The sequence below is a fragment of the Methylobacterium sp. genome (assembly GCF_019750675.1).
GTDB lineage: Bacteria > Pseudomonadota > Alphaproteobacteria > Rhizobiales > Beijerinckiaceae > Methylobacterium.
Genome location: NZ_JAIEOF010000246.1, coordinates 15,188 through 27,845, shown reverse-complemented (window position 1 = coordinate 27,845; position 12,658 = coordinate 15,188). Strand labels below are relative to the sequence as shown.

The window sequence follows — 12,658 nt, the reverse complement described above, 5'->3', positions numbered from 1 at the left end:
GGGGGAGGCGCGAGGGCGGAGGACCCTCAGCGGTGGCCCGGGACGGCGACGCGGCGCTCGATCCAGCCGGAGGTGAAGATCACCACGATGTTGATGAGGACGTAGAGGATGGTGGCGGCGGTGAAGGCCTCGAACACCTGGAACGAGAATTCCTGCATGGCGCGCGCGCGGGCCGTGAGTTCCAGGAGGCCGATGGTCAGCGCCACGGAGGTGTTCTTGAGGTTGTTCAGGAATTCCGACGTCAGGGGCGGCAGGATCATCCGGTAGGCGTTGGGCAGGAGCACGTGGCGGTAGGTCTGGCTCACGGTCAGGCCCATGGCGGTGCCGGCCATCTTCTGCCCGCGGGGCAGGGCCTGGATGCCGGCGCGCACCTGCTCGGCGACGCGGGAGGCGGTGAAGAAGCCGAGACACACGACCGCCGTGTAGAACGGGGCGTTCGGCAGCTGCTTGATCCAGCCGCCCCAGGATTCCGGCAGCACCTCCGGCAGGACGAAGTACCAGAGGAACATCTGCACCAGGAGCGGGATGTTGCGGAACAGTTCGACATAGGCCGTGCCGACCGCGTTGGCGGTCTTCGAGGGCAGGGTGCGCATGACGCCGATCATCGAGCCGAGGAAGAACGCGATCACCCAGGCGCACAGAGCCGTCACCACCGTCCAGGTCAGGCCCGAGAGCAGCATGTCGGCGTAGGTGCCGGTGCCCTCCGGAGAGGGTTCGAAGAAGATGCCCCAGTTCCAGTTGTAGTTCATCGCGTCGTCGTCCCTTGTGAGCGGGCATCCGGGCGAGCGCCCGTGAATGTGGCGGTGCTGTGTCGGACAGTGCCGAGACCTTGGCCGCAAGGTCCAGGGCCCGGGGCGTCCCGCCCGGGTCGCACACTGACATTTCCAGAGATTTGCTGCTTTTCCGGGCAGATCCGGGCTTGCGGCGCGCAAAGGCCGTCGGCCCGCCCGGGATGGGCGGGCCGACGGCCTCCGGGTCGATTCGAAAGGGAACCTGGACAGGACATCGGTGCCCGCCCCCCAAGCATCATCCGGACCAGAACCCGACGGCCGGGGCCGGCGGACGCCTCAGGCGCGCGCCGGTGTGGCGGCGGGAACATCCTGCGGGGCCGGGCGGCCGAGGGTGAGGATCAGCCCGGCCGCGGCGAGGCAGAGCGCCCCGGCGGCGAAGAAGGCCGGCAGGTAGCTCGCAAGCTCCGTGCGCGAGAGGCCGGCCCCGTAGGCGATCGTCGCCGCGCCGAGCTGGTGGCCGGCGAAGACCCAACCGAAGACGAGGTTGGCCCGCTCGCGCCCGAACCGCGCCGCGGTCAGCCGCACGGTGGGGGGCACCGTGGCGATCCAGTCGAGGCCGTAGAACACGGCGAACAGCGACAGGCCCACGAAGGAGAAGTCCGAGAACGGTAGGAACATCAACGAGAGCCCGCGCAGGCCGTAGTACCAGAACAGGAGCCAGCGGTTGTCGTAACGGTCGGAGAGCCAGCCCGACGCCACCGTGCCGATGAAGTCGAACACACCCATGGCGGCGAGCACGCTGGCCCCCTGCACCGGACCGATGCCGTAATCGGCGCAGAGGGGGATGAAGTGGGTCTGGATCAACCCGTTCGTGCTGGCCCCGCAGATGAAGAACGTGGCGAACAGCACCCAGAACACGCGGGTGCCGGCGGCGTCGCGCAGGGCGGACAGGGCCCCGGTCGCACTGGGTCCCGGCGTCGCCGGGGCGGCGAGGGGGCGGGTCTCGCCGTAGGGCGCGAGCCCGAGATCCTCCGGCCGGTCGCGCATCAGGGCGACGACGCCGAGGCCCGCCGCGAGGAGCAGCGCGCAGATCACCAGGAGGGCGGCGCGCCAGCCCAGGGCCTCGGTGAGAACGGCGAGCAGGGGCAGGACGACGAGCTGCCCCGTAGCGGAACTCGCGGTGAGGAGCCCGACCACGAGACCGCGCCGGTGCGAGAACCAGCGCGTCGCCACCGTGGCGCCGAGCACCAGGGCGGTGAGCCCCGTGCCGATTCCCACCACCACGCCCCAGAGCAGGACGAGCTGCCAGACTTGGCTCATCCCGAGGGAGGCCAGCAGGCCTCCGGCGATCAGCCCCAGCGCCAGGAGCACGATCCGGCGCGGGCCGTAGCGGTTCATCAGGGCGGCGGCGAAGGGCCCCATCAGGCCGAACAGGACGAGGCGCACAGCCAGCGCCGAGCCGATCGTCGCCGTGTCCCAGCCGAATTCCTTCTGGAGCGGCAGGATCAGGACACCCGGTGCCCCGACCGCGCCCGCGGTCACCAGCATGGTCAGGAAGGTCACGCTCGCGACCGCCCAGCCGTAATGGATGCCGCGGCGGGCGAGCGCCGTCGCGACGGCGTCGGACAGGCGCAGGGTGGGGTCGGTGGCCATGGCACGGGGCTCCCAGGCGCCCGCTGCCGAGGCGCCGGAGCCTTGCATAAGCGCATATGCACGCTTTAGACAAGGCGCCGACCGCGTGGATTGCCCGATGGACGACCCCCCACCCCAAGCCGTGCTCTGCCACTGCACCGCGCTCCGCCGGGGCGCCCGGCAGGTGACCCAGTTCTACGACCGCCATCTGGCGCCGTCCGGCCTGCGCACGTCGCAATACGCGATGCTGGTGGGGCTGCGTCGCCTCGGCCCGATCTCGATCAACGCCTTCGCGGACGCCATGGCCATGGACCGCACGACCATGGGCCGGGCCCTGAAGCCCCTGGAGCGCGACGGCCTCCTCGCCATCGGCCCGGGGCCGAACGGGCGGACCCGGGCCCTGCGCCTGACCGAGGCGGGGAGCCGGCGCATCGACGAGGCCGAACCCCTCTGGCGCGTGGCGCAGGCGGGCTTCGAGGCGCGCTACGGCGCCGAGGCGGCGGCGGACCTTCGCGGCGCCCTGGCGCGGGTGGTGCGGACGGTGTGAGGCGGGACACCTATCCCTTGCGCGGGCGGGCGCCGAAGATCGCGGTGCCGACCCGGACATGGGTCGCGCCCATCTGGATCGCGGCGGGGTAGTCCGCGCTCATGCCCATCGAGAGGATCGGCAGGTTGTGGCGCTCCGCGATGCGGGCCAGCAACGCGAAGTGGGGCGAGGGCGGCGCTTCGGCCGGCGGGATGCACATCAGCCCCTGGATCGCGAGACCATGGGTCTCGCGGCACTCGGAGAGCAGAGTATCGACCTGGGACGGCGAGACGCCGCCCTTCTGCGGCTCGTCGCCGGTATTGACCTGGATCAGGAGCTTCGGCGCCCGGCCCGCCCGCTCGATTTCCTTGGCCAGCGCCGCCGCCAGGGACAGGCGGTCGAGGCCGTGGATGACGTCGAACAGCTCCACCGCCTCCCGGGCCTTGTTGGATTGCAGCGGGCCGACGAGGTGGAGTTCGACATCCGGGTAGCGCTCCCGGAGGGCGGGCCACTTGGCCTTCGATTCCTGCACGTAGTTCTCGCCGAACAGGCGCTGCCCGGCCTCGAGGGCCGGCAGAATGCCCGCGGCGGGGATCGTCTTCGACACCGCCACCAGGGCGACCGAGGCGGGATCGCGCTCGGCATCCGCCGCCGCCTGGGCGATCTGGTGGCGCACCGCCGCCAGCCCGGCCACGACGTCGGCGGCGCTCGGGGGCGACGGGGCGTTTCCGGTGAGGGCGCCCTCGGCAAGGGTGTCTTCGGGAAGCGCGTCGTCGGGAACTGTGTCGGCCATGCTGCCTCGAAGGGATCGTTTCGGTGAACCGGTCGGCCCGGGGACTACCATTCCGGACGCGGCCCGCAAGGGATGGTTCGTCTGGATGAACGCGGGCGTCGGCCCGAGGCTCCCACGGGCGGCCCGGCGCGCGTCCGTGTTGACCCCTCCCCTCCCCGTGGTAGTCCGGCCCCCAGCCTCTCCGGGCAGGCCCGCGCCGCGCGGGCCGCCCCTCACCCCCAGAACCCCGGCGCCCGGCCCATGACGACCACCCCCAAACCCGCTCCCGAGCGCTACAACGCCAAGGAGACCGAGCCGCGCTGGCAGCAGGCGTGGGACGCGGCGGGCATCTACGCGACGCAGAACGACGATCCCCGTCCGAAATACTACGTGCTGGAGATGTTCCCCTATCCCTCGGGGCGCATCCACATGGGCCACGTGCGCAACTACGCGATGGGCGACGTGGTGGCGCGCTACAAGCGGGCGCGCGGCTTCAACGTGCTGCACCCGATGGGCTGGGACGCCTTCGGCCTGCCGGCCGAGAACGCCGCCATGGAGCGCAAGGTCAATCCGCGCGACTGGACCTACGCCAACATCGCGACGATGCGCGGCCAGCTGCAGAGCATGGGCCTGTCGCTCGATTGGAGCCGGGAGATCGCGACCTGCGATCCCGACTACTACAAGCACCAGCAGCGCATGTTCCTCGATTTCCTCGGCAAGGGGCTGGTGACGCGCCGCACGGCCAAGGTGAACTGGGACCCGGTGGACCACACCGTGCTGGCCAACGAGCAGGTCATCGACGGGCGCGGCTGGCGCTCCGGCGCCCTGGTGGAGCAGCGCGAGCTGACCCAGTGGTTCTTCAAGATCACCGATTTCGCGCAGGACCTCTACGACGCCCTCGACGGCCTGGAGCGCTGGCCGGAGAAGGTCCGGGTGATGCAGAAGAACTGGATCGGACGCTCGGAGGGGCTGGAGGTCCGCTTCGCCCTCGCTACGGCGCCGGCCCATGTCGAGCCCGAGATCAAGGTCTACACCACCCGGCCCGATACCCTGTTCGGGGCAAAGTTCCTGGCTATCGCCGCCGACCACCCGATCGCGGCGGCGCTCGCCCCGGCCCACCCGTCGCTCCAGAGTTTCATCGAGGAATGCCGGCGCACCGGCACGGCCCAGGCCGCCATCGACACGGCGGAGAAACTCGGCTTCGACACCGGCCTGAAGGTCCGCCACCCCCTCGACCCGTCCTGGCTGCTGCCGGTCTATGTCGCGAACTTCGTGCTCATGGAGTACGGCACCGGCGCCGTGTTCGGCTGCCCGGCCCACGACCAGCGCGACCTCGACTTCGCCAACAAGTACGGGCTCGGCAACACGCCGGTGGTCTGCCCCGAGGACCAGGATGCGGCGAGCTTCGTCGTCACCGACACCGCCTATGACGGCGACGGGCGCATGATCAATTCGCGCTTCCTCGACGACATGACCACCGACGAGGCCTTCCACGCGGTGGCCAACCGCCTGGAGGCGGAAATTCTCGACGGCGAGCCGGTGGCGCAGCGCAAGGTGCAGTTCCGCCTGCGCGACTGGGGCGTTTCGCGCCAGCGCTACTGGGGCTGCCCGATCCCGATCATCCATTGCGAGGCCTGCGGGCCCGTGGCCGTACCGGTGGCCGACCTGCCGGTGAAGCTGCCCGAGGAGGTCTCCTTCGACGTGCCCGGCAACCCGCTGGAGCGGGACCACGCCTGGCGCAACGTCCCCTGCCCCACCTGCGGGCAGCCGGCACGGCGCGAGACCGACACCATGGACACCTTCGTGGACTCGTCCTGGTACTATGCCCGCTTCACCGCGCCCTGGCTGCAGGATGCGCCCACCGACCGCCGGGCCGTCGACCAGTGGCTCTCCGTCGACCAGTATATCGGCGGCATCGAGCACGCGATCCTGCACCTGCTCTACGCCCGCTTCTTCATGCGGGCGATGAAGGCCACCGACTGGTCGGGCGTCTCGGAGCCCTTCGACGGCCTGTTCACGCAAGGCATGGTCGTCCACGAGACCTACAAGGACGCGGCCGGAGCGTGGGTGCCGCCGGCCGATATCCGGATTTCGGCCGAGTCCGGGACGCGTGAGGCGTTTCACGTGAAAACGGCGGAGCCGATCACCATCGGCGCCATCGAGAAGATGTCGAAGTCGAAGAAGAACGTCGTCGACCCGGACGACATCATCGCCAGCTACGGCGCCGACACGGCACGCTGGTTCATGCTCTCCGATTCGCCCCCCGAACGCGACGTGATCTGGACCGAGGACGGCGTCCAGGGTGCCGCCCGCTTCGTGCAGCGCGTCTGGCGCCTCGTCTCCCTGGCGAGCGCCGTCGAGACGGCCGAGGGTACGGGCGACGCCGCCCTGCGCAAGGCCGCGCACAAGGCTCTCGCCGCCGTGGAAGAGGATGTGGAACGCCTGCGTTTCAACCGCTGCGTGGCCCACATCTACACCCTCGCCAACGCCCTCGACGAGGCCCTGCGGGTCGGCGTTTCGCGGAGTGTTGCCGGGGAGGCGGCCGGAATCCTGACCCAGCTGATCGCTCCGATGATGCCGCATCTCGCCGAGGAATGCTGGCGGGCGCTCGGCCGCGACGGCCTCGTCGCGCAGGCGGCCTGGCCGGAGGTGGAGCGCACGCTCCTCGTCGAGGACAGCGTCACCCTCCCCGTCCAGCTCAACGGCAAGAAGCGGGCGGACGTCACGGTGCCGCGCAGCGCCGACGTGACGGCGGTCCAGGCCCTGGTGCTCGCCGACGAGGCTGTGCAGCGGGCCCTGGAGGGCCGGGCGCCGAAGAAGGTGATCGTGGTCCCTGGCCGAATCGTGAACCTCGTCGTCTAGGGACACGATCCGGCGACCATGATCCCGCCGGATAGGAAACGTAAAGCTTGCGCCGAATAGGCTGTCGTCGAACCCCGGTTCGCCGTACAGACGGGCGGGACGAGACAGCGAGACGGCGGCGGGCATGATGCGCTTGGCAAACGGGGCAGGGGCGGTTCGGACAGCGGCGACCGGCACGGTCGGCCGAGCCGTGCGGGTCGCCACCGTCGCCGCCCTGGCGCTCAACCTGTCGGCCTGTTTCCGCCCCCTCTACGGTCCCACCGCCTCGGGCGAGCCGATGTCCGCCCTCCTCGCCTCGGTGCAGGTGGACGACGTTCTCATGGCGCAGGGCCAGGAGCGCCTCGGGCATTATCTCCGCAGCGAACTCATCTTCGACCTCGACGGCTCGGGGCAGCCCTCGGCCAAGCGTTATCGCCTAAAGATGCAAGGCAGCGAGTCGGTGCAGACCCCGATCGTGTCCTCGCAGACCGGCCGCGCCGAGGCCGGCACCATCGTGGGAACGATCAAGTACGCCCTGGAAGACCTCAGCGGCACGAAGATCATCAGCGAGGGCGTGGCGACCTCGACCGCCACCTATGACCGCTCGATCCAGCGCTTCGCCAGCCTGCGCGCCGCCCGCGACGCCGAGATCCGCCTCGCCAAGGTCCTGGCCGAGCAGATCAAGACCCGCATCGCCTCCGTGCTGGTGACGAAGCCCTGAGCGCGACCGCACCGTGACCGCCGTCAAGGCCAGCGATGTCGACGGGCTGATCCGGCGCGGGCCCGACCCGCGCATCGCCATCCTGCTCGTCTACGGCCCGGATACCGGCCTCGTGTTCACCCGCGCCAAGGCGCTGGCGGAGGCGTTCGTCAGCGATCCGGGCGATCCCTTCGCCATGGTGAAGATCGACGGGGACGTGCTCGCCCAGGACCCCGGCCGTCTCGTGGACGAGGCCGGCACCGTCGGGCTGTTCGGCGGCACGCGCACCATCTGGGTCCGGTCGGGCAGCCGCAACTACGCCCCCGCGGTCGAGGCGGCCCTGAAGGCCGAGATCCAGAACGCCCGCATCGTGGTGGAAGGGGGCGACCTCGCCAAGAGCGCGCCCCTGCGGACGCTGTGCGAGAAGTCGCCGAAGGCCCTCGCCCTGCCCTGCTACCCGGACGACGAGCGGGCGCTGGCCGATCTCATCGATCGCACGCTCCAGGATCAGGGCCTGCGCATCGCCCGCGACGCCCGGGACGTCCTCGCCACCAGCCTCGGTGGCGACCGCGGCGCCAGCCTTTCGGAGATCGAGAAGCTCGCCCTCTACGCCCGCGGGCAGGGCCAGGTGAGCCTCGACGATGTCGAGGCGGTGGTCAGCGATGTCGCCGGGAGCGTGCTCAACACGCTGATCGATGCGGCCTTCGCCGGGCGCAGCGGCGAAGTCGAGCGCGACTACCGCCGCTTCCGCCACGAGGGCATGGACCCCTCGGTCATGCTCGGCTCGGCCCTGCGGCATGCCCTGACTCTCCTGGCCACGCGGCTCGCCGGGGAGGGACAGAGCGCCAGTCTGATGGTGGCGAACTGGCGCGGCCTGCATTTTCGGCGCAAGGCCCTAGTGGAGACGCAGCTCGCCCGCTGGTCGCCCCCGGCCCTGCGGCACGCGATCCAGCTGCTACAGGACGCGGTCCTGGCCTGCCGCCGCGCGGACCCGGAGCTGGCCCACGCGCACGCATCAAGCACGCTCCTGCGCATCGCCACCGAGGCGGCCCGGCGGCGCTGAGGTTCAGGACTCCGGCAGGGAGACCTTGAAGCGGTTGCAGAGGCCGCGAAGCTCCTCGGCGGTCTCATAGCGGATACGGATCTCGCCGGCGCCCGCCACCTTCGATTTCAGGGCCACGGTCACGCCGAGCGCCCGGGCCATGGCCTGTTCGAGGGTACGGATCTCGGCGTCCTTCTCGGCCGTACGGCGGGGCCGACCGGGGCGGGGGCCGTCGCCCTCGGGCACCTCGGCGGAGGCCAGGGCCTCGACCTCGCGGACCGAAAGCCCCTCCTCCACGATCCGACGGGCGACACCCTCGGCGTCGCGCACGCCCAGGAGCGCGCGGGCATGGCCCGCCGTGATCTCGCCGGCCACGACCCGGTCCTGTATCGCCGGGGCGAGCTGGAGCAGGCGCAGGGTGTTGGCGAGGTGGCTCCGGCTCTTGCCGAGGATCTCGGCGAGTTCGCTCTGGCTATACTGGAACTCGCTCATCAGGCGCTCGTAGCCGGCGGCCTCCTCGATGGCGTTGAGGTCGGTGCGCTGGACGTTCTCCAGGATCGCGAATTCGAGGGAGGTCCGGTCGTCGATCTCCACCGTCACCACCGGCACCTCGTGGAGGCCGGCCCGCTGGGCTGCGCGCCAGCGGCGTTCGCCGGCCACGATCTCGTAGGTGTCCGGCACGCCCGCGAGCGCCCGCACGACGATCGGCTGGATGATGCCGCGCACCTTGATCGAGGCCGAGAGCTCCTCGAGGTCCGACTCGTTGAAGCGCCGGCGCGGATTGCGCGGGTTCGGGCGTAGGAACTCCACCGCAACCTTGCGCTGCGCCTGGGACTTGCTCGCCTCCGCGTTGTCATCGCCGAAATCGCCGATCAGGGCCGCGAGGCCGCGACCGAGCCGGGGCCGCACCACATCATCCGCCATCGCCACCTGCTTCAACTCCGAACCTGACTGAACCGCTTCCTAGGGCGGGGGCAGGGCGCCCCCGCCTCGTCACGCCGCCACGGGCAGCCGCCCCTCGCGCTGGATGATCTCGGAGGCGAGGCGCAGATAGGCTTGGCTACCCGCGCATTTGAGATCGTAGAGCAGCACCGGTTTGCCGTGCGACGGTGCCTCGGACACGCGTACGTTGCGCGGGATCATGGTCTCGTAGACCTTCTCGCCCATGAAGCTGCGGACATCCGCCACCACCTGCGCCGACAGGTTGTTGCGTGGATCGAACATCGTCAGGACGATGCCCTGAATGGTCAGGCGCGAATTGAGGGCGCCACGCACCTGCTCCACGGTGCGCAGCAACTGGCTCAGGCCCTCCAGAGCGAAGAACTCGCATTGCAGGGGCACCAGCACCGCGTCGGAGGCGGCCAGAGCGTTGATGGTGAGAAGGTTGAGGGAGGGCGGGCAGTCGATCAGCACATAGGTGACGCCCGCCGTGGCGCCGGTCTCCCCGACGCCCTTGAGCACGTTGCGCAGGCGATGGGCACGGTCCGGCGCGCTCGCCATCTCCAGCTCCAGGCCGAGGAGGTCCATGGTGGAGGGCGCCACCATCAGGCGGGGCACCGCGGTCGGGATGCAGGCCTGTCCCAGGGAGGCCTCCCCCGCGAGCACGTGGTAGGTCGAGACCTTGCGCTGCCGGCGGTCGATGCCGAGGCCCGTCGAGGCGTTGCCCTGCGGATCGAGGTCGATCACCAGCACGCTCTCGCCGATGGCGGCGAGCGCCGTGCCGAGATTGATCGCCGTCGTCGTCTTGCCGACGCCGCCCTTCTGGTTGGCCAGGGCCAGGATGCGCAGCGGCCGATCCGGGTTGCCGCCGGTCGTCGGTACGGGAGTCGGATCGCTTGTCATGAATCCACGCGAGATAGGGCCGTGACGCGGACGATCCGCGCTTCCGACTCGGTTCGGCTCGGCACGAGATCGTAAACGAATCTCCACCGTTGCGCGGCCTCGGTCAATTCCGATTGGACGTCACGCCCTTTCGGAAACAGGCCGACCGTGCCGGTTGTCAACAAGGGCTCCGCCCAGGCGAGCAGCTGGGTGAGGGGGGCGAGGGCCCGCGCGCAGACCACCGCGACGCCTTGATGGCCGCCGATGACCTGCTCGATGCGGGCATTGTGCACCCTGGCCGGCGCGCCGGTGAGGCGGGCGGTTTCGGTGAGGAAGGCGCATTTGCGCGCGTTGCTCTCGACCAGATCGACTTGGAACCCAGGACGCTCGTGGCCGGCGATGGCCAGGACGAGCCCGGGCAGGCCGGCGCCGGCGCCGAGGTCGAGCCAGGTCTCCGGCTCCGGCGCGATCTCACGAAGCTGCAGCGCATCGGCGATGTGGCGGGTCCAGACATCCGACAGGGTGGCGGGCCCGACGAGGTTCTTCACGTTCTGCCAGCGGCGGAGCTGCTCGACATACAGATCGAGGCGCCGGGCTGTTTCACGTGAAACACCCGCTGCGGCCAAGACCCGATCGCGGTCGCGATCAGAGGCCATGGGCGGCCCCGCGATCGGCCCGGCGGGCGTGGGCAGCGAGCAGGGTGAGGGCAGCCGGGGTCACGCCCTCGATCCGCGCGGCCTGACCCAGGGTCCCGGGGCGCACGGCCTCGAGCTTCAGGCGCATCTCGTTCGATAGCCCCGGAATGCCTGCGTAATCCAGGCGGATCGGCAGGGCCACCGCCTCGTCCCGGCGGAAAGCGGCGATGTCCGCCTGCTGGCGGTCGAGATAGACCGCATAGGTTGCGTCGGTGCAGAGCCGCTCGGCCACGCGGGGTGGGACGGCGGCGAGCTCCGGCCAGACCGCACTCAGCCGCGCCCAATCGATTTCCGGATAGGACAGCAGCTGAAATGCGCTGCGGCGGATGCCGTCCTGATTGAGTTCGATGCCGACGGCGCGGGCCTGGTTGGGGGTCAGGCTCAAGGTGTCAAGTTGCGCGCGTGCGGCGCCGAGGGCCGTCTGCGCGGCGGCGAAATGCGCCGCCCGTGGTGTGCCGACGCAGCCGAGGGCGGCGCCCTTCGGCGTCAGGCGCTCGTCGGCATTGTCGATGCGGAGCGAAAGTCGGTACTCCGAGCGCGAGGTGAACATGCGGTAGGGCTCGCTCACCCCATGGGTGACGAGGTCGTCGATCATCACGCCGAGATAGGATTCGGCCCGGTCGAAGGTGGTCAGCGCGGAGCCGTCGGCGAGGCGAGCGGCGTTGATGCCAGCCACGAGGCCTTGGCCTGCCGCCTCCTCGTAGCCCGTGGTGCCGTTGATCTGCCCGGCCAGGAACAGGCCCGGCAGGCGCTTGGCCTGGAGGGAGGCGTCGAGTTCGCGGGGATCGACGTAGTCGTACTCGATGGCATAGCCCGGGCGCAGGATGGTCGCCCGCTCCAGGCCGGGGATCAGCGCGATGACGTCGCGCTGGACGCTCTCGGGCAGCGCGGTCGAGATGCCGTTCGGGTAGACCGTCGGGTCGTCGAGGCCCTCCGGCTCGAGGAAGATCTGGTGTCCCTCCCGATCACCGAAGCGGACGACCTTGTCCTCGATCGACGGGCAGTAGCGCGGGCCCCGGCTGGCGATGCCGCCCGAGTACATCGGCGAGCGATGGAGGTTGGCACGGATGAGATCGTGCACCGCCTGCGTGGTGCGGGTGATACCGCACTGGATCTGCGGGGTGGTGATCCGCTCCGTCAGGGTCGAGAACGGGACGGGATCCGCGTCCGCCGACTGCATCTCCAGGCCGGACCAGTCGATGGTGCGACCGTCGAGGCGGGCGGGCGTGCCGGTCTTGAGGCGGCCGAGAGCGAAGCCGGCGCGGTCGAGGGTCTGCGCCAAGCCGACGGACGGGGCTTCGCCGACGCGGCCGGCCGGGATCTGGGTCTCGCCGATATGGATCAGGCCGCGCAGGAAGGTGCCGGTGGTCAGCACGACGGCGCCGCAGGGGAGGGTGCGCCCCTCGGCCAGGATCACGGCGGAGACCCGACCCTGCGCGAGGGCGATGTCAGCGACCTCTCCCTCGATCACGCGCAGGTTCGCGGTCTCGGCGATCGCTGCCTGCATGGCGGCCGCATAGAGCTTGCGGTCGGCCTGGGTGCGAGGACCGCGCACCGCCGGGCCCTTACGCCGGTTAAGAAGCCGGAACTGGATGCCGGCCGCATCGGCGACGCGCCCCATCAAGCCGTCGAGGGCATCGACCTCGCGCACGAGATGGCCCTTGCCGAGACCGCCGATCGCCGGGTTGCAGGACATCGCGCCGATGGTGGCGGCTCGATGGGTGACCAGGGCTGTCCGCGCGCCGATCCGGGCGGCGGCAGCAGCGGCCTCGACGCCGGCATGGCCTCCGCCGACGACGATGACGTCGTAGGAATTAGGGGTTTGGTGCATGGGTTCGATTAAGCGGTTGCGGTCGGAATGGTCAACGGATCGGTGACCCGGAAGTCTGTTTTCACGT

Annotated in this window: 11 protein-coding genes; 4 read left to right on the top strand and 7 right to left on the bottom strand. The window is 70.4% G+C overall.

The genetic code is table 11. From position 1 onward, the window contains the following. Positions 1–26: 26 nt before the first annotated feature. Together K2X24_RS12630 and K2X24_RS12625 are read right to left on the bottom strand one after the other, a co-directional pair. Positions 27–749 carry an amino acid ABC transporter permease gene (locus tag K2X24_RS12630; protein ID WP_292498535.1) on the bottom strand — a complete coding sequence of 241 codons (723 nt, stop codon included), beginning with the start codon at positions 747–749 and terminating at the stop codon, positions 27–29. Positions 750–1,067: 318 nt separating this feature from the next. After that, a complete protein-coding gene (locus K2X24_RS12625) occupies positions 1,068–2,384 on the bottom strand; it encodes an MFS transporter (protein ID WP_292498532.1) in 1,317 nt (438 codons plus the stop codon). A gap of 97 nt (positions 2,385–2,481) precedes the next feature. Here K2X24_RS12625 and K2X24_RS12620 point away from each other — a divergent pair, with 97 nt between their 5' ends. Continuing rightward, on the top strand, positions 2,482–2,910 hold the full coding sequence (locus K2X24_RS12620; protein ID WP_292498530.1) for a MarR family winged helix-turn-helix transcriptional regulator: 429 nt from the start codon (positions 2,482–2,484) through the stop codon (positions 2,908–2,910). Between the two features lie 10 nt (positions 2,911–2,920). On the opposite strand, the gene K2X24_RS12615 is transcribed toward K2X24_RS12620, so the two are convergent. Then, a complete protein-coding gene (locus tag K2X24_RS12615; RefSeq protein WP_292498528.1) occupies positions 2,921–3,682 on the bottom strand; it encodes a YggS family pyridoxal phosphate-dependent enzyme in 762 nt (253 codons plus the stop codon). Between the two features lie 240 nt (positions 3,683–3,922). Here K2X24_RS12615 and leuS point away from each other — a divergent pair, with 240 nt between their 5' ends. The 3 genes from leuS (at position 3,923) to holA (ending at position 8,265) form a co-directional block, all read left to right on the top strand. Next, a complete protein-coding gene (gene leuS, locus K2X24_RS12610) occupies positions 3,923–6,523 on the top strand; it encodes a leucine--tRNA ligase (protein ID WP_292498526.1) in 2,601 nt (866 codons plus the stop codon). A gap of 124 nt (positions 6,524–6,647) precedes the next feature. Further along, positions 6,648–7,223, top strand: a complete 576-nt coding sequence (gene lptE, locus K2X24_RS12605) for an LPS assembly lipoprotein LptE (protein ID WP_292498523.1) — start codon at positions 6,648–6,650, stop codon at positions 7,221–7,223. Between the two features lie 13 nt (positions 7,224–7,236). After that, positions 7,237–8,265 (top strand): DNA polymerase III subunit delta, encoded by a 1,029-nt coding sequence (gene holA, locus K2X24_RS12600; protein WP_292498520.1) that lies wholly within the window; start codon positions 7,237–7,239, stop codon positions 8,263–8,265. A 3-nt stretch (positions 8,266–8,268) separates the two neighbouring features. Here the strand turns inward: holA and K2X24_RS12595 are convergent, their stop codons facing one another. The 4 genes from K2X24_RS12595 to mnmG all read right to left on the bottom strand — a co-directional run bounded on the left by K2X24_RS12595 (position 8,269) and on the right by mnmG (position 12,591). Next, positions 8,269–9,168 carry a ParB/RepB/Spo0J family partition protein gene (locus tag K2X24_RS12595; protein WP_292498583.1) on the bottom strand — a complete coding sequence of 300 codons (900 nt, stop codon included), beginning with the start codon at positions 9,166–9,168 and terminating at the stop codon, positions 8,269–8,271. A gap of 69 nt (positions 9,169–9,237) precedes the next feature. Beyond that, positions 9,238–10,086 carry a ParA family protein gene (locus tag K2X24_RS12590; RefSeq protein ID WP_292498518.1) on the bottom strand — a complete coding sequence of 283 codons (849 nt, stop codon included), beginning with the start codon at positions 10,084–10,086 and terminating at the stop codon, positions 9,238–9,240. Beyond that, on the bottom strand, positions 10,083–10,721 hold the full coding sequence (rsmG, locus tag K2X24_RS12585) for a 16S rRNA (guanine(527)-N(7))-methyltransferase RsmG (protein WP_292498515.1): 639 nt from the start codon (positions 10,719–10,721) through the stop codon (positions 10,083–10,085). Before rsmG ends, K2X24_RS12590 begins: the two co-directional genes overlap by 4 nt. Beyond that, positions 10,711–12,591 carry a tRNA uridine-5-carboxymethylaminomethyl(34) synthesis enzyme MnmG gene (gene mnmG / locus K2X24_RS12580; RefSeq protein ID WP_292498512.1) on the bottom strand — a complete coding sequence of 627 codons (1,881 nt, stop codon included), beginning with the start codon at positions 12,589–12,591 and terminating at the stop codon, positions 10,711–10,713. Before mnmG ends, rsmG begins: the two co-directional genes overlap by 11 nt. Between the last annotated feature and the right edge of the window lie 67 nt (positions 12,592–12,658).